At 40.8% G+C, this 16,893-nt stretch carries 13 protein-coding genes and 1 pseudogene; 6 read left to right on the top strand and 8 right to left on the bottom strand.

Going from position 1 to position 16,893, the window contains the following annotated elements:
• Positions 1 to 53 precede the first annotated feature (53 nt).
• Entirely contained in the window at positions 54 to 1,028 is a 975-nt protein-coding gene (trpS, locus tag BM386_RS18055) for a tryptophan--tRNA ligase (RefSeq protein ID WP_091696838.1), read from the bottom strand.
• 70 nt (positions 1,029 to 1,098) lie between these two features.
• Here trpS and BM386_RS18050 point away from each other — a divergent pair, with 70 nt between their 5' ends.
• Together BM386_RS18050 and BM386_RS18045 are read left to right on the top strand one after the other, a co-directional pair.
• Positions 1,099 to 2,193, top strand: coding sequence for a DUF1573 domain-containing protein (locus BM386_RS18050; RefSeq protein ID WP_091696837.1), 1,095 nt, complete (start codon positions 1,099 to 1,101; stop codon positions 2,191 to 2,193).
• Between the two features lie 117 nt (positions 2,194 to 2,310).
• Positions 2,311 to 6,240: a T9SS type A sorting domain-containing protein gene (locus BM386_RS18045; protein WP_091696835.1), complete on the top strand. Its 3,930-nt coding sequence runs from the start codon at positions 2,311 to 2,313 to the stop codon at positions 6,238 to 6,240.
• Positions 6,241 to 6,302: 62 nt separating this feature from the next.
• On the opposite strand, the gene BM386_RS18040 is transcribed toward BM386_RS18045, so the two are convergent.
• From BM386_RS18040 to BM386_RS18010, 7 genes and pseudogenes are all read right to left on the bottom strand, one after another.
• Positions 6,303 to 6,638, bottom strand: coding sequence for a HepT-like ribonuclease domain-containing protein (locus BM386_RS18040; RefSeq protein ID WP_091696833.1), 336 nt, complete (start codon positions 6,636 to 6,638; stop codon positions 6,303 to 6,305).
• A complete protein-coding gene (locus BM386_RS18035; protein ID WP_091696831.1) occupies positions 6,628 to 6,930 on the bottom strand; it encodes a nucleotidyltransferase domain-containing protein in 303 nt (100 codons plus the stop codon). The genes BM386_RS18040 and BM386_RS18035 overlap by 11 nt, the downstream gene beginning before the upstream one ends.
• A gap of 143 nt (positions 6,931 to 7,073) precedes the next feature.
• On the bottom strand, positions 7,074 to 8,114 hold the full coding sequence (locus tag BM386_RS18030; protein WP_091696829.1) for a serine hydrolase domain-containing protein: 1,041 nt from the start codon (positions 8,112 to 8,114) through the stop codon (positions 7,074 to 7,076).
• A gap of 70 nt (positions 8,115 to 8,184) precedes the next feature.
• On the bottom strand, positions 8,185 to 8,847 hold the full coding sequence (locus BM386_RS18025) for a DUF2310 family Zn-ribbon-containing protein (protein ID WP_091696828.1): 663 nt from the start codon (positions 8,845 to 8,847) through the stop codon (positions 8,185 to 8,187).
• A 205-nt stretch (positions 8,848 to 9,052) separates the two neighbouring features.
• Positions 9,053 to 9,217: pseudogene (locus BM386_RS18020) on the bottom strand (acyl-CoA dehydrogenase family protein); the annotation flags it as partial.
• A gap of 38 nt (positions 9,218 to 9,255) precedes the next feature.
• Positions 9,256 to 10,173 (bottom strand): ORF6N domain-containing protein, encoded by a 918-nt coding sequence (locus BM386_RS18015; RefSeq protein WP_091696826.1) that lies wholly within the window; start codon positions 10,171 to 10,173, stop codon positions 9,256 to 9,258.
• A 112-nt stretch (positions 10,174 to 10,285) separates the two neighbouring features.
• The gene (locus BM386_RS18010) at positions 10,286 to 11,491 is read right to left on the bottom strand and encodes an acyl-CoA dehydrogenase family protein (RefSeq protein ID WP_091696824.1); all 1,206 of its coding nucleotides are present in this window, start codon (positions 11,489 to 11,491) and stop codon (positions 10,286 to 10,288) included.
• A gap of 118 nt (positions 11,492 to 11,609) precedes the next feature.
• Here BM386_RS18010 and BM386_RS18005 point away from each other — a divergent pair, with 118 nt between their 5' ends.
• The 4 genes from BM386_RS18005 (at position 11,610) to BM386_RS17990 (ending at position 16,813) form a co-directional block, all read left to right on the top strand.
• The gene (locus BM386_RS18005) at positions 11,610 to 12,569 is read left to right on the top strand and encodes a tryptophan 2,3-dioxygenase family protein (RefSeq protein WP_091696823.1); all 960 of its coding nucleotides are present in this window, start codon (positions 11,610 to 11,612) and stop codon (positions 12,567 to 12,569) included.
• 323 nt (positions 12,570 to 12,892) lie between these two features.
• Positions 12,893 to 14,281 (top strand): MATE family efflux transporter, encoded by a 1,389-nt coding sequence (locus tag BM386_RS18000; RefSeq protein ID WP_091696821.1) that lies wholly within the window; start codon positions 12,893 to 12,895, stop codon positions 14,279 to 14,281.
• Between the two features lie 85 nt (positions 14,282 to 14,366).
• Entirely contained in the window at positions 14,367 to 15,080 is a 714-nt protein-coding gene (locus BM386_RS17995) for a 6-phosphogluconolactonase (RefSeq protein WP_091696819.1), read from the top strand.
• 353 nt (positions 15,081 to 15,433) lie between these two features.
• Positions 15,434 to 16,813: an MATE family efflux transporter gene (locus BM386_RS17990; protein ID WP_091696818.1), complete on the top strand. Its 1,380-nt coding sequence runs from the start codon at positions 15,434 to 15,436 to the stop codon at positions 16,811 to 16,813.
• Positions 16,814 to 16,893: the final 80 nt, after the last annotated feature.

The raw sequence follows: 16,893 nt of genomic DNA, 5'->3' as shown, positions 1-16,893 counted from the left end.
TTGCGCCGTTGCGGGAGATAGAATACGCCGCGTCTGCTATCGGGAGAGAGAACTTACTTAAACCCCAACTTCACTCTTACCTTATCCAGCAATTCTGCTCCAACTGCCTTGGCTTTTTCTTCGCCTGCGGAAAGTTTTCTTTCGATTTCGTCTGGGTGATTCATGTAGAAGTCAAACAGCTCACGCTCTTTTCTGTACTTATCAAGAATCAGCTGAAGGAATTCTTTTTTGGCATGACCATAACCATAATTTCCTCCTTCGTAGTTAGCCCGCATCTGCTTAGTTTGCTCTTCTGATGCGATTAAGCTGTATAATTTGAAGACATTATCCGTGTCTGGATCTTTTGGATCTTCCAGTTCTTTGCTATCCGTGACGATGCTGTTTATGTTCTTCTTCAGCGCCTTTTCCGGAAGGAAAATATCAATGAAGTTATTGTAAGATTTACTCATTTTCTGACCGTCAGTGCCAGGAATGGTTTTTACCACTTCATCGATTCTTGCCTCAGGAATGGTCAGGATATCTTCACCCACAATTCTATTGAAGGTAGAAGCGATATCCCGGGTCATTTCCAGGTGTTGCATTTGGTCTTTTCCTACAGGAACCAAATCAGCCGAGTACAGTAAGATATCCGATGCCATCAAAACAGGATAGGTAAAGAGACCCGCATTTACATCAGCAAGACGCTCCGACTTATCTTTGAAACTATGCGCATTTGCGAGCATAGGAAAAGGGGTGAAGCAGTTCATATACCAAGTCAGCTCAGCCACTTCAGGTCTTCTTGACTGTCGATAAAAGGTCGTATGCTCGATATCTAACCCAAAAGCAAGCCATGCCGCAGCCACCGCCAGAGTGTTTTGCTTCCTTACTTCACCATCTTTGGAGGTGGTAAGTGAGTGCAAGTCTGCAATAAAAATGAAGGACTCTTCCTTGTTCTCTTTGATCAATTCAATCGCAGGGACGATAGCACCTAGGATATTTCCCAAATGTGGTCTGCCGCTGCTTTGAATGCCTGTTAATACTCTTGCCATTGGTCTGATTTTGCTGCAAATTAAGTAAAACAGTCCTTAATACGTTTGAAATTATGCGTTAATTGCGGGTATGATTAGAATTCCAAAAAACCTCTTTGCGCTTCTTTTACTCTGTTTTATCACTCAACTTACACAGGCTCAAGATACTATCGTACCTAAATTAATCTGGGCGGTGAATAAGGTCGATTTGGGTACTGTCTTGGAAGAGCAGGGACCGCAAGTGGCAGAGTTTGAGTTTACCCACACGCAGGATTCTCTTTTTTATATTGAGACAGTAGTGACTGATTGTGGTTGTACTACGGTAGAATACACTCAGGATACTTTGGTGGTAGGAGAAAGCGGGACTTTACAGGTTTCATTTGACCCCTCTTCCGGGGCTGGATTTTTCTCTAGAATGATAGTGGTGAAAGGAAATTTACAGGGAGTTCAGGATACACTTTATATAGAAGGAAATGCCATCCCAAGAGCAAGTGATCCTGAAGGAACCTATAGAACCCGCAAAGGAGATTTGGGTTTCAGACTGGAGAAAATCAATGTGGGAGAGGTGTTTACCAATGTGCCAAAATTAAAGGAGGTGGAAGTGTATAATTTTGGAGATACCCCTTTTTACAAAGATAGCCTTCAATTTATAGGGCCGGAGTACATTCAAGTGGCTCAGCTTACAGATTCTATCATGCCAAACGACCGTGGATTACTTCAGGTGGCTTATGATGGAGCGATGAAAAATGATTTGGGGTATTTTGAGGATCAAGTTTCCCTTACTTGGAAAGATAGCACTGGATTTATTGCCTTAAATGTTTTAGCTGATGTATTTGAGTATTATGCGCCATTTTCTAAGGATGATTTGAATCAAGTGCCTCAGTTGGTAATAGAACCTAGGGAAATTGACTTAAAAACAATTAAATCAACCTCAATTCAGCAAAAGGAGGTGATGCTCACCAATAAAGGCAGACAAGTTCTTGAAATCAAAAAGGTTCAAGGAAATTGTGATTGTCTAAGGCTCGAAATGCCTAAGACCACCCTGGATCCGGGAGAATCAATGGTACTCAAATTGGTTTTTGATCCGGTGGGAAGGAAAGGAATAGATCAGCGAAATATCTACGTTTTCAGCAATGATCCAGTGAATCCTGTTCAGTTGTTTTTGTTGAAAAGTCGGGTGGAATAGTCTGATTACTTTTCATTTACGATTGCAAGCATATAGAGACCGATATTTCGTAGATTAGGGACTGTAATTCATGCATTTATCCTCTAGGTTTGTCTGATTTACTTCAACTGTTTAATTATGAAAAAACATTTACTGTTTAGTATTGGGTTGTTGATATGCTTGGCTTTCACTTCATTGAATGTCGCAGAAGTAAATCCGTATAGAATTTACCCATTCCTGCAGGTTTATGGGCAGGGAAAGATGCAACTGACATGGTTTAGTAATTCTTTGGCAACGAGCTCAATAAAGCTTACAGGAGAATCTGGCGAAATACTGTATGAAGGTGAAGTGGCAGGTGAGTCCGTACCGAATATTTACTATACCTCACAGGAAAAAAATCAAACAATAGATGGATTAGAGCAAGGAAGCTGGATAAAAAGTGATCAGGTTTTTCGCTATAGAATGCCTATTGATTTGCCGGCTGGAGTTGCTGTAGATTATGTAGTGAGCCTCGGAGGTGTTGACTATGCAGGATCCTTTACCATGCCGGTATCGAAGTCTAGTTGGGATAAGATTAGATTTATGGCTTTAGCTGACTCCGAAACTGACCCAAGAGGAAGAGTGACCAACAGAGCATGGTATCCAGGAAACCCACTTTTTAGACCAATTACGAGTGTTCCAGAACTTTGGAAACAAAAGTTTGGTAGTACTGTAGAACAAGGTATAGAGCTACCAAATTATATGCTGACTGAGGAAGTTGGCTATAAAGAAAACCTTAAAATCATCAATGAACGCGATCCTGATTTTATCATCATGCCAGGAGATTTGGTGCAGGGAGCAGGCTATCAGCCCGCTTGGGATGAGTTTTTTAGGCACAATGCTGGGGATTTGGGAAAGGGGTTGTCCAGTTATGCAATTATTCCAGCCCTAGGTAATTGGGAGTCTTATGGAGCTATTAGTGGTGGATACGGGAATAATGAAAGAGGGGAGTTCCTTCCGGTTGTAGGGAGAAATCGTTTCCACACTTATTTTGAAACGCCCGTAGAAGATCCTTTGCAGAAGCATAAAAAGAGCTACTACAGAGTAGATTATGGTCCTGTGACTATTTTGACACTGGATTCCAGTAATGGTACGCCTGATCAGACTGCCACTGATTTTGACGGTCAACCAAAACTTACTGGCAAGCAATACACTTTACCCGGTACAGATACCCAGGAAAACTACACGCTTGCTCAATACAATGCTGCCGGGGGTAATGATTTAAGTGGTTTTGAACCCGGATCCGATCAGTATTTATGGCTGGAAGAAAATCTGAAAGATGCCAAAGAAAATGGACAGTTGATTTTTGTTCAATATCACCACATTGCTTATTCCTCAGGTGAGCATGGCGTGCCGATGAATCATGAACTTTCTGTTGGACAGGTAGGAACACCTTTGCGGGTCTTGAATCCATTGCTGGAAAATTATGGCGTAATAGCGGTCTTTTCTGGACATGATGAATTATTCGAACGAAGCTTTGTGGATGAGGATGGAGATGGAAAAGGGATCTTATATTATGATGTAGGTGTAGCTGGTGATGGAATGAGAGGGGAAAAGAGAGATTGGTTAGGTAATCCATTTAATACACTTGATTACAATCCTTATCGAAAATGGACAGCTGATCAGAGTTCTGTGGAGCAATGGAATACTTCTGGTGCAAACCCCGTTTTGGTTGATGGAGGAAAGCATTACGGACACCTGGAAGTGAACTTGGAGAAAAAGGTAGAAGGAGATCAGGAGTTTGCTTTGATTAATTTTATTCCTGTCTATGTTTTCCCCGTTATGGATCAAAACTATAACCTGCAGAAAATAGAACGCAGAGTATATAATGATGAGGTGAGCTTAAAAATTCCTCTCAGGATTATCGAAGAAAGGCCTCAAGTAAAAGACAGGTTAGAGCTGGGGCTTTCTAATGAAGGAAAAGCGACCTTAACCTCTGAGCAGGTTTTCACGAATTGGCCAATCAGTTCTATATACACGGTATCATTAAGTAAGTCTGACTTTACCTGTGAAAATCTAGGCGCTCAAGAGGTCACTGTCCTTATCAAAGACGATAAGGGAAATAATTGGGAGGATAAGATTGAGGTAGTTGTTCAAGACAAAATAGCGCCAGTTCTAGAAACCAAAAATCTTGTACTTGAGCTTGATCTGACCAAAGGTCAAGTAGAATTGAGTCCGGAGGATTTTATTCAATTAATTACTGATAATTGTGGCGTCAAGGAAGTGACCTTAAACAAAACAAAAGCCACTTGTGAGGATGTAGGGAAAGAGATTAGGGTAGAATTGAGAGCCGTGGATAATGCGGGGAATGTAACTGAAAAATCCGCTGTACTTGTGGTTAAAGGTATTACTTCTAGCCCTGTCACCATCGCTGGTTCTAATTCTATTTGCGCTGGAACTAAGCAAACCTTGACATTAAAGTCAGATGCAGCTTTCGAAGTGGTAAGTTGGCGAAAGAATGGGACTGATATAAGTGGTGCAACCGGAAAATTTTTGGAGATCGAAGATAGTGGAAGTTACCATGCTATCGTTCGATATGTGGGAGGCTGTCTTTTTGAAACAGAGAAATTCATCGTAAATCCTGCAAATGCCACCTCAGTCAAGATTACAGGCTCTGAATCGATTTGTGAAGGATCTAAGCAAACACTGACACTTAAGTCTGATGCAGGTTTTGAAGTAGTGAAATGGAGAAAAAATGGAACCGAGATAACTGGAGCCACAGGAAAAACATTGGAAATCGAAAGTGCAGGGACTTATCAGGCAATTGTTAGAACTGCAGGAGGATGTTTGGTTGAAACGGCTGACTTTATAGTCGAGACAGCTAGTGCAAAGCCAGTCACAATTACCGGTTCAGAATCCATTTGCGCTGGTACAAAGCAAACATTAGAGCTAAAATCTGAAGCTGGCTTTGAAGTCGTGAAATGGAGGAAAAATGGAACTGAGATTACTGGAGCCAATGGAAAAACATTGGAAATTGAGAGTGCTGGAACCTATCAGGCTATCGTAAGAACGGAAGGTGGATGCTTGGTTGAAACAGCTGATTTTATAGTGGAGACAGCTAGTGCAAAGCCAGTGACAATTACTGGCTCAGAATCCATTTGTGCTGGTACAAAGCAAACATTGGAGCTAAAATCTGAAGCTGCATTTGAGGTGGTGAAGTGGAGAAAGAACGGAACGGAGATTGCCGGCGCTACAGGGAAAACCTTAGAAATCGAAAGTGCAGGGACTTATCAGGCAATTGTTAGAACTGCAGGAGGATGCTTGGTTGAAACAGCTGACTTTACTGTAAAAGAAACTGCCACTGCAGACGTGAAAATTACTGGTCCGGCTTCTATTTGCGCTGGAGATAATAAAACACTGACTTTGACTTCAGAAGCTGAATTCGAAGTGCTAAGATGGAGAAGAAACGGAACTGAGATTACTGGAGCAACCGGTAAAACATTGGAAATAGCCGAGGGAGGAAGTTACCATGCCATAGTTCGGTTAGCTGGTGGTTGCTTGGTGGAAACTACCAAATTCGAAGTAAAAACTGAGGCTAAACCTAGTGGAGAGATCGCTGTGGACGGAAATATCCTAAGAGCTCCAGAAGGTAATTACACTTATCAATGGTTTAGAAATGGAGATAAGCTAGAAGGAGATACTCAGCGAATGTTGACAGTAAATCAAATGGGTGAATTCTCTGTGGAATTGACCAATGAGGCAGGATGTTCCACGCGACTTGCTGCAGTTACGATGACTATCTCTGGCATTTTCAATCCGGGAATCTTGATCTCTGAGGAATTGAAAATCTATCCTAACCCAGCTTCTTCTCAAGTGGAAATTCAAGCCATGGGAGATCTGGAGTTTGCGGAGAATTCCATGAGGATTTTTGATAATAGCGGTAAGGACGTCAGCTCTAGTGTGGAGGTAATCCGTCAAAGTTCGAATGCTGTCACACTTGCCATAGCTAGACTTTCTGCAGGAACTTATGTGATTATGGTCGAAAGCCAGGATAATCGAGTTTTTGTAGGGAGGTTGATTAAGCAGTAGGAATTCGAATATCATTTAAAAAGCCTTACAAAATCATTTTGTGAGGCTTTTTTGATGAATCATTACTTCATTAATTTTATTACTTCTTTTTTAAGCTTAGGTAACTCTCGGATAATAATAGTCCAAATAAGTTCGTCGGAAATATTATCATATTCGTGAGCGATCCTATTTCTTGTTCCAATGATTTTTTGAGCGTTTTTTATTTCAAACTGACTACTCTTGTTTTTTGAAATTCTATTAATTGCTTCTCCAATTATTTCGATATTTCTCTCTACTGCTTTCTTTGTTTTGAGGTCAGATTGATATTCGAAAAAATCTCTTTTTTCTGGAAGAAACTCAAAAATCTCGTCAATAGATCTATTTATGTCTTCAAGCCAAGCACTTACCTTATTGTCCATAAATTAGAACTTTTGTTTCATTAAGCTCTTTTTTAAAAAATCTATTTTTTATTCCTCGCTCTTCAACCAGGTCAATCTGGCGTTTTAATAAATTCTCAAGGTTTTCTTTAAGCCCAAAATATAAATCGGTGTATTTGAATGGGTCACTTTCATCAAAATCCACAACAAAGTCTATATCGGAATCATCACTAAAATCATCGCGGTTAACTGAACCAAATGCAGAAAATGTCCGAACCCTGTATTTTTCACAGAGCTTTTTGATATGGTTTAGATCTTTGTCTTTGATGTTCATATACCAAAAATACTTAAAATTTGTCTTTTCCTGATTTTTTTGCTGAATCTGCTTAACGGTATTGAATTAGTGAATGAGTGTTTCCCGCAGATTTACGCAGAAAAGTACGCTGATTCTACGCAGATTTTTCATTTTTAGAGCAATCACCCTTCCTTGTTTCGTCTCACAATCTTCACCACACGGCCGTAGATAATTTCTGCCAAACTCCAATCATAGCCATTAAAGTTGCTGGTGTTATTAAACTGAATGACCACCGTATCTATGTCTGGGAAGTACTTGGCGATGCTCTGGTAGCCGGGAAGTAAACCGGTGTGTTCGTACACATAAATGTCAGTATAGATCTCCTGTTCCCCTTCCTTGAATACCGAGCCATCATTTAACGCCCGAAGGAAAATCCCCACATCTTCAGCAGTGGCAAGCATTAAGCCTGTGTTTTCTGTTTTGAAATCTTGGTCAACACCCACGTAATACCCGCTCATCACCTCATCCATATTTACTTCAGTTAGGGAAGTGTAGGTGTTTTTCAGCCCAAGTGGGGTCAGAATCTCTTCCCGGATATATTGCTGATGAGGATAGCCAACCGTCTTGTCAATGAGATCAGAGATCAGCCTATAATTCGTATTCGAATAGCCATAGCTTTCACCGGGTTCAAAGTCAGCGGGTAAATCCAATCCATAAGCTAAAGTCTCTTCCTTATTCTTGGGAGGATTAGTCCAGTAATCTGGATGATCTACAAAGTTGGGAATGCCTGATCTATGCTGCACCATCATCCTCAAGGTGATTCTATCCGAATTCTCAATCCTTCCTGCCAGTTCCGGAAAGTATTCAGCTACCGTTTTGTCCAGAGACAAGCGTCCTTCCTTGACAAGCTTAGTGGTAGCCACAGCAACATAAAGCTTAGTGATACTGGCAATCTTAAATAGTGCCTGAGGATAGGCAGGGATTTTCTTTTCCCGATCGTGCCAGCCTGCGGCATAAAACTCTGGGGACTTTCCGCCTTGCTCCACGTAAACAATCATTCCATCAAAGCCCTGTTCAACACCTTCTTCCAGCTGTTCCTGAACCGTATCGGGTAGGGGCCTGATCCAAGCTTTCACCAACGGCCAAGGAACAAAATATAGCGAACCTATACTTGCAAGAATAAAGAGGATTCGGAGGGTTTGTTTGGTTTTGGATTTGGGCATAGTGTTTTAGTGGGGAGAAGTTAAGGTTTGTTGTAAAATGCGTTATACATCCTGTTACCTTTTTGTTTTTCTATTTATTGGATGAAAGTTCTGACACTAATCTGCAATCATCACACTTAAATGCAAAATGATCATTAAGTGTTAAATCTTGCGATAGCCAATTTTGTCCACAGTTAGGGCATTTTCTTTCTTTATCTTTTTTTTGACCCCAAGCCCTATAGTTGAAAAGGAAATAGTATGTGGGCACACCAGTAACTTCCTCAATTTTTCTACAACAATCTCTCCCTTGTTTACTTAAATCACTATCATGATTTTGTAATTGACTTTGAGTCCATCGTTCACCTACTACACTATTATACCAAAGACCCTCAATTTGCTGGTAATTGTCTTCCCAGAAGTTTATATCATTATAAGATTGACCATCATGATGGGTGTAAGGAATTTTATATAATGGAATTTGACTCATTGATTCCCCTTCTATTAATGGGGAAAACCTTGCTGCTTTGAGAATTAAAAAGTCTAGCTTTTGTGGAATGATAGTTTTTCCAAATTCAGGGTCTAATCCAATATATTTGAATTCAAATATACATTCTAACTCTTCTTCAATTCTTTTTTTCCATCTGTTACCATAGATGGTAGAATTTTTTTCAGAATATGAAGCTTTTTCAGGACAAAAAAGGTTCAGACTTAATCCATCTTCAATAGGTTCATACTGCCATTCTTGATTTATTATTTGATTAGTCCGATATAGTGATCAAAAGTAATAAGCTGAGAATTCAAAGAACTGTTCCGAACCAACTTGTTTACCTGTAATATTCAACTTAACGATATGCATAGTAATAAATGGTAACGTACTATTTCCGCAATTGGGGTTATTTCCTATATATATTATTAATCTCTAATTGAGCGCTCCGTGCCCTCCTCCCGATAAAAATCCCTCACACAAAAGCAGGAATCCCAGTAATCTCCTGACCTAATATCAGCAAGTGAATATCATGCGTTCCTTCATAGGTGATCACTGATTCCAGGTTCATCATATGGCGCATGATCGGATATTCTCCTGTGATTCCCATTCCTCCATGGATTTGTCTGGCTTCATGAGAGAAATAATTTTAATGATTTTTGTCTACCAATCATATGCTTAAATTAACAATGATATCTTATTCAACATGCTACTTACACTTTCTTTTTCAAGCTTGGAAAAAGCGAACCATTTTTTACCTAAATCCTTTAGCGATGCCCCTAGATGGTAAATCTCCGTTTTGTCAATTATTAGAAAACGATCATGGCTGTTTGTGAAGGGCTTTACTATGAACTTGCCATATTGGGCATTGGCTTTTTCTACATCCAAGCTCAGTTGCTTGCTAATTACTTTGGTTAGTAAAAGCACTTCCACATTTTCATTTTTCTTTGATAAAAGGGTAAGCGTACTTTCATCGATGTAGTTGTCTATCAATAGTATACTTTGCTTGGAAGATCGAATAATTTTTGATGCTAGTTCATACGCATCAAATACTTGCCCATCAAAAAAAACACCTTGATTCGGGATCAATTCTTTACTTTCTAAAGCTTTAAATACCTGTTCAAATTGTTGATTGGTTTCAAGTTGCTTTAATTCTAGACGATCCAAGCGGTCGTAAATTAACTGGTTTCCCTGAATCAGTTTGCGCATTGCTACGAAAGCTCGCATAATTGCCACATGAACTTTTGTAGCAGTTTCACTTTTAAGTACTCCTGACAATCCAGCTACTCCTTGTTCGGTGAAAACGTAAGGAAGGTATTTACGATGTTTGCCTCTTTCATTTTCTAAGATCGCATTTTGCGATCTTAGATTCGATTTAGCAAGTTGTACTAACAAATTGTCCCATTCGACTTGCGTAAGCTGAAACATAAAGTCTTCAGGAAATCGCTCACTATTTCTCTTTACTTGCTCATTTAGTCTTCCTGTGGTGACATTATAAATCTCCGCTAAGTGACTATCTAGCATAACCTGAACTCCTCGGATAGAAAAAATCCGATTTTCAATCTGCTTAGGGGATAATGAAAAATCTTTGTCCATTCATTTTTCAAGTTATACTAAAAACTAATCTACCTAGAAATATAGATGACACTATTATGGATATGAATTTTTATTCTTACGCCCTCTGCGTTTCCCTCCGCGGTAAAATTCCCTACACAAAAGCAGGAATCCCAGTTATCTCCTGACCTAAAATCAACAAGTGAATATCATGGGTTCCTTCGTAAGTGATTACCGATTCCAAATTCATCATATGACGCATAATCGGATATTCTCCTGTGATGCCCATTCCACCATGGATTTGTCTTGCTTCCCGAGCGATGTTAAGCGCCATTTCCACATTGTTTCGCTTTGCCATGGAGATATGGACAGTTTTGGCTTTTCCGGCATTCATCATCTTGCCTACTTTCCAAGCTAGAAGTTGGGCTTTCGTGATTTCGGTAAGCATTTCAGAGAGCTTTTTCTGTACCAATTGAAAACCTGCGATTGGTTTCCCGAATTGGATACGCTCAGCAGCATACTTTCTTGCAGACTCATAACAGTCCATCGCAGCGCCGATTGCTCCCCAGGCGATGCCAAATCGTGCAGAATCCAAGCACATCAGTGGCGCTCCCAAACCTGATTTGCCAGGAAGTAGATTTTCTTTAGGAACCTTTACATTATCGAATACCAATTCTCCGGTGCAGGAAGCCCGAAGCGACCATTTGCCGTGAGTTTCCGGCGAAGTGAATCCTTCCATTCCCCGCTCCACGATCAAACCATGAATTCGGTCTTCTTCATTTTTTGCCCAGACTACCGCAATGTCTGCTTCCGGTGAATTGGAGATCCACATTTTGGCACCATTGAGCAAGTAGTGATCACCCATATCTTTGAAGTTGGTCACCATTCCGGATGGGTTGGAACCATGATCTGGTTCGGTCAATCCGAAGCAACCCAGCATTTCTCCTGAAGCTAGTTTTGGTAGGTATTTGTTTCGCTGTTCCTCGGATCCGAATTTATAGATAGGGTACATCACCAGCGAACCTTGTACAGATGCCGTTGAACGCATGCCCGAATCCCCTCGCTCAATCTCCTGCATGATCAAACCATAGGAAATGTAATCCAAGCCGCCGCCTCCGTATTGCTCGGGAATCTGCGGTCCAAAAGCTCCTACATCACCGAATTTCTTGACGATTTCTGTAGGGAAGTGAGCTTTCTGGGCCCAATCTTCTATGTAAGGAGATATCTCCTTTTTGACAAAATCCCGGATGGAAGTTCTGATCAATTTATGCTCATCTGTGAGTAAATCATCTAGGTCTAAAAAATCAACGCCTTCGAAGGTATCTTGCTTTAATGACTTTCGGATTTCAATTGACTCCATGGTTTTTTTGGTTTTATAGAATGAATCTGTGACTTTTGTCGGGATTTTAAAATCTCCAGCTGATCCTAATTAACTAGATCGCTGACGAAAATACTACCTTTTTATCCTAAAAGTACTCATGGAGGAATCCCAATTTGATCCCAAGATATTAGATAAAATTGAACTGCTTCAGCAGAAATTCAAAGCTTCCGGTCAGGATATGCTTTCTTACCTGGAAGGGTTGCAATATGCGGATTACTTGGCCTATTGGGACTATATCAATCTGGATGTGTTGCTTTCGCTGCAGCAGCCAAAGACCTCATTTAAAGACGAAAAGATATTTATTATCTATCATCAGATCACGGAGCTATATTTCAAGCTGATTATTTCTGAGATGGAGCAGATTGCAGAACTTCAGCCGATTACGGAGGAATTTTTCAAAGCTAGATTGGGGCGGATCAATATGTATTTTGATCAGTTGATCGGCTCTTTTGCGATGATGTGGAAAGGCATGGAACAGGAACAATTTCTCAAATTCCGAATGTCTTTGCTACCTGCAAGTGGTTTCCAGAGTGCCCAATATCGAGAGATAGAACTGATGGCAGCAGATGCTTTTAATTTAGTTGCTTTGGATAAGCGTACAGATCCTGATTTCCATACGCCGACGGATGAGATTTTTGAAAACCTCTATTGGCAGCAGGGAGCAGTAGAATTGGCGACAGGTGAGAAAACGCTCACGCTGAAGAATTTTGAAGCCAAATACAGCAAAAAACTGATGGATCTTATCGATGCCTATAGACGCAAGAATCTTTGGCAGCGGTACATAGATTTGTCTGATCCATCTGATGAGTTGACCGAGGAGATGAAGCAGTTTGACCTGAAAGCTAATGTTTTCTGGCCATTGGCGCACTATAAATCTGCGGTACGTTTTCTCCAAAGAGATCCGATTGACATAGCTGCTACTGGCGGAACGAACTGGCAGAAATACCTGCCTCCGCGCTTCCAGAAGGTTATTTTCTATCCTGAGCTATGGACAGAGGAAGAAAAAGAGCAGTGGGGAAAAGGCTGGGTAGTGAAGGAGATTTTTGGGGAAGAGTAGGTTTTGGGAGTAGCAAGACTTTAGTATCAAGTAATAAGATGCTAGAATCAAGACATAAGAATCAAGATTCAAGAATCTTGAGTCAAGGTGCTAGATTTTAGTGAAAAGGAATAAGAGCTAGGATTTTAGATATAAGTAGCGAGTAGATCGTATCAAGTCGCAAGTCCAGCATACTGTGGCGGGGACGGCAGGATTGATTATAGCGTGAAGATGATCCCAAATAAAAATTTAACCAAAGCGGTTTCTTCTTGAAGCACAAATTTCTGATTTCAGAATATTACTAGCATCTTAGGATATCAAGTGAAAAGCTAGATTTTAGATGAATGAGTAAAAAGTCAGATTTGTCACAAGGGAGTTTAATCAGGAGCCTTTTTTCCTTGGCTTGGCCGATCATCATGGCTAATATTCTCCAGACTGCTTATCAGTTAATCGATACTTTTTGGTTAGGAAGACTTGGGGCAAATGCTGTAGCAGCAGTGAGTATCAGTTTTCCGATTTTGTTTTTGGTTTTATCTCTTGGGGCTGGGCTTACTTTGGCGGGTACAGTTATCGTTTCCCAATACAAAGGCGCCGATGATCAGCGAATGATAGATTTCAGTGCTTCTCAGACGGTGGTTGTTATCTTTTTTGTGTCGGCAATGCTGGCCGTTTTAGGCTATGTTGGCGCATCTCCTTTGATGAATTTGGTGGGTGCTGGGCCAGAAACGCTGGATGATTCGGTCAAGTATTTCCAGGTTTCATCCTTTGGATTTGTTTTTCTCTTTATGTTTTTCACTTTCCAATCGCTGATGCGAGGCATTGGAAATGTGCTGATGCCCATGTATATCGTGCTTGGGACGGTATTATTAAATCTGGTCTTAGATCCACTTTTCATTTTTGGTTTTGGTTCCATCGAAGGCTATGGTGTGGCTGGTGCAGCTGTGGCAAGTATTATCACGCAAGGCTTATCAGCTCTGGTCGGAATTGTGATTTTGTTTAGAGGTAAAAAAGGCATCAAAATCCGTCTTGCGGATATGAAACCAGACTTCCAGTGGATCAGGCGAATGTTTGAATTGGGTATTCCAGCCAGTTTAGAGCAATCCTCACGCTCTGCGGTTTTGACGGTTTTAGTTATGTTGGTTACGAGTTTTGGAAGCGGAGTGGTAGCTGCTTATGGGATAGGGGCAAGAATTTTGAGTTTAGTAATTGTGCCTGCGCAAGGACTAGCGATGGCCACCACAACCATGGTAGGTCAGAATATTGGTGCTTCTAAAATAAAAAGAGCTGAAAGTATTGGTAATCTAAGTGTGAAAGTTGCCTTCTTTGGGCTGACTGGAATAGGACTTTTGTTATTTGTTTTTGCGGAGACATTGACGGCTTTCTTCGTCCCAAATGATCCGGAAGTGATCAAAGACGGAGCAACTTTTATTAGAATTATGGCACCTAGTTTTGGGCTTTTGGGAGTTAATCAGGTTTTAAATGGTCTATTTAACGGTGCTAGGTTTACCCAAGCTTCTTTATTGATTTCCATCTTTAGTTTATGGATCGTACGATTTCCAACAGCATTTGTACTTTCTCAGAAAACTACGCTGGCTTTCGAGGGAATTTGGTGGGCATTCCCGATTTCCAATTTTATAGCAGCATTGGTAGCCTTTATTTATTACAAAACTGGCCATTGGAAAATAAGAACGATCAGACATCGGGGCGATTGGCTGGGAACGGGGATAGGGTAGTATGTTGAAAAGTAAGGAGTAAATCAATTGAAAATCAGCTTGATAGAATCATAATTCACATTCATTTTTACAGATAACTTAGGCCATGAAACTACACAATTGCAAAAACTACGAAGAAATGTCTCAGCTAGGGGCAGAGCTCGTTCATGCAGAGGTTGAGATCAATCCAGATTTGCTTTTTTGCGCAGCCAGTGGGAATTCTCCGGCAGGATTGTATGAATTGATGGTGGAAAAACACCTAGATACTCCTGGCTTTTTTGAATGGATGAATGTGATCAAGCTCGATGAATGGGTGGGATTGAGCAAGGATTCTACATTCACTTCAGAGTATGATATTCAAGAGAAGCTGGTTAAAAAATTGGAGATAAAGGATGATCGTTACATTTCATTTGACGTGGAAACCGATGATCCAGAGTCAGAATGCGATAGAATTCAGGATAAAATCGTTGAATTTGCTGGCATAGATATTTGTATTCTCGGTATTGGGATCAATGGACATATTGCTTTAAATGAACCTTCGGAATTTCTTCAACCGGATTGCCATGTAGCAAATTTGCATCCAGTGACTTTAGCTAGCGGAATGATCGAGAAGGTTGGAATTCCCTTAACTCAAGGTATGACTATGGGCGTGGGGAATATTATGTCTTCGAAAATGGTCATACTCTTTATCACTGGCAATGGCAAAAAGCAGGCATTGGATTTACTTTTAGAAGGGAAAATCAGGACAGATTTGCCGGCTTCTCTGCTTTGGCTCCATCCAAATGCTCATGTGATTGTGGATAGGAAATCGGTTCATTGATAGAATATTAAAGTAATTTGATGGTAATGTTTGAATCACCTCGGCAAGCTCGGTGACCAGGTTAGGTTTGGTGAGGAGGGAGGAAAGGGAATTTAGGCCATGGCCTAAATTCCCTTTCCTCCCTCCTGTTTCTAAAGAGCAGCGGTGGTCGTGCTTGTCGAGACCAGCTTTAAAATATGGCTATTGCTTGGTGAAGAGATTGCAGTAAATGAAATAGGGAAGCTTTAATGAGAAGGCTAAAAGCGACAAAATATGTCTGATATGCGATTAGTAACTGTATATTAACTCAGCCTGCTTTCTGATCCTCAGAAAATTTCTTTTCTTTCGCCATTCAAAATTTTTCCAAACCCCCAATGACTTGGCAATTAATTAAAGACGCCTTGCAAGGCAAAGAGCAGGATTTTACAAGTCTTTCCCTCAAAACAGCCATTTTCGTACTTGCGATTCCCATGATATTAGAGATGATGATGGAATCAGCGTTTGCTGTGGTGGATATCTTTTTTGTAGCCAAATTAGGTGAGCATGCCATCGCTACGGTTGGCTTGACCGAGTCGGTTGTTGTTCTGGTTTATGCCATGGGATTTGGGATAAGTATGGCTGCTACAGCTCTGATCTCGAGGAGATTTGGGGAAAAAGAATTCAAGGAAGCCGGAGCAGCTGCTTTTCAATTACTGATTGTGGGTGGTGCGATATCAATCGTTTTGGGAATTCTAGGGTGGATCTTCGCACCGGATATCCTGGGCTTGATGGGAGCTGAGCAAACTGTCATAGATACCGGAGTGAACTACACGCGAATCATTTTCGCCGGTAATACCGCCATTATGCTGTTGTTTTTATTGAATGGTGCATTTCGGGGAGCAGGACAGGCACATCATGCGATGCGCTCACTTTGGATAGCCAATGGGTTAAATATAATTCTGGACCCAATCCTGATTTTTGGAGTTGGGAATATTGAAGGATTTGGTCTGGAAGGAGCTGCAATAGCCACTACGTTTGGAAGAGGAGTAGGTGTGGTATATCAGCTTTACCATCTTTTCAACGGTAAGCACAAGCTGAAAATCCTAAAGGAAAACATTGTTGTTTCCTGGGAAATTATCAAGAAAATTATGGAAATCGCAGTGGGTGGAATGGGGCAGTTTCTAATCGATTCAGTTTCTTGGATTGCTCTTACGCGTATGAACGCTGAGTTTGGTTCAGCTTCATTGGCAGGATTTACTATCGCGTTTAGGATATTGATTTTCACTCTTTTACCAGCCTGGGGTTTATCTGGTGCTGCATCTACTTTGGTAGGGCAAAATTTAGGTGCCAAGCAACCTGATCGTGCAGAGACAGCGGTATGGATGACGACAAGATATACCGTCATTTTCATGGCTTCGGTAACTGGCATCTATTTGCTTTTCAACCAACAATTAGCGGGTTTCTTTACGGACATTCCAGAGGTACAGCAAGTAGCTGCGCAAGGTCTTTGGGTAGTGGTGTTAGGCTATGTTTTCTTTGCCGTAGGCATGGTGTTGACGCAGGCATTTAATGGGGCAGGAGATACTAAAACTCCCGCATGGATCAATATCGGGGTGCTGTGGTTTATCGAAATTCCGCTGGCTTATGTGCTTGCATTTCCACTTGGTTTGGCTCATTTGGGAATATTTATTTCGATTGCTTTTAGCCATAGTTTTCACTCATTGGTATCCTTGTTCTTTTTCAGAAAAGGTAAATGGAAGCTGATGGAGGTGTAGGAGTGAAGGTGAAGTCAGTTGATTTTGCTAAATTAAATGCACTAATTTCTTTTCAATACAACTTGTAAATAAATCCTATC

This window comes from Algoriphagus locisalis, from assembly GCF_900116615.1.
In the GTDB taxonomy this organism is placed as follows: domain Bacteria; phylum Bacteroidota; class Bacteroidia; order Cytophagales; family Cyclobacteriaceae; genus Algoriphagus; species Algoriphagus locisalis.
The sequence above is the reverse complement of the archived record's forward strand: the minus strand, read 5'-3'. Positions and strand labels throughout refer to the sequence as shown.

Coding starts and splice junctions, on each gene's coding strand:
- trpS (WP_091696838.1), bottom strand. CDS start 1,028: ATGGCAAGAGTATTAACAGGCATTCAAAGCAGCGGCAGACCACATTTG.
- BM386_RS18050 (WP_091696837.1), top strand. CDS start 1,099: ATGATTAGAATTCCAAAAAACCTCTTTGCGCTTCTTTTACTCTGTTTT.
- BM386_RS18045 (WP_091696835.1), top strand. CDS start 2,311: ATGAAAAAACATTTACTGTTTAGTATTGGGTTGTTGATATGCTTGGCT.
- BM386_RS18040 (WP_091696833.1), bottom strand. CDS start 6,638: ATGGACAATAAGGTAAGTGCTTGGCTTGAAGACATAAATAGATCTATT.
- BM386_RS18035 (WP_091696831.1), bottom strand. CDS start 6,930: ATGAACATCAAAGACAAAGATCTAAACCATATCAAAAAGCTCTGTGAA.
- BM386_RS18030 (WP_091696829.1), bottom strand. CDS start 8,114: ATGCCCAAATCCAAAACCAAACAAACCCTCCGAATCCTCTTTATTCTT.
- BM386_RS18015 (WP_091696826.1), bottom strand. CDS start 10,173: ATGGACAAAGATTTTTCATTATCCCCTAAGCAGATTGAAAATCGGATT.
- BM386_RS18010 (WP_091696824.1), bottom strand. CDS start 11,491: ATGGAGTCAATTGAAATCCGAAAGTCATTAAAGCAAGATACCTTCGAA.
- BM386_RS18005 (WP_091696823.1), top strand. CDS start 11,610: ATGGAGGAATCCCAATTTGATCCCAAGATATTAGATAAAATTGAACTG.
- BM386_RS18000 (WP_091696821.1), top strand. CDS start 12,893: ATGAGTAAAAAGTCAGATTTGTCACAAGGGAGTTTAATCAGGAGCCTT.
- BM386_RS17995 (WP_091696819.1), top strand. CDS start 14,367: ATGAAACTACACAATTGCAAAAACTACGAAGAAATGTCTCAGCTAGGG.
- BM386_RS17990 (WP_091696818.1), top strand. CDS start 15,434: ATGACTTGGCAATTAATTAAAGACGCCTTGCAAGGCAAAGAGCAGGAT.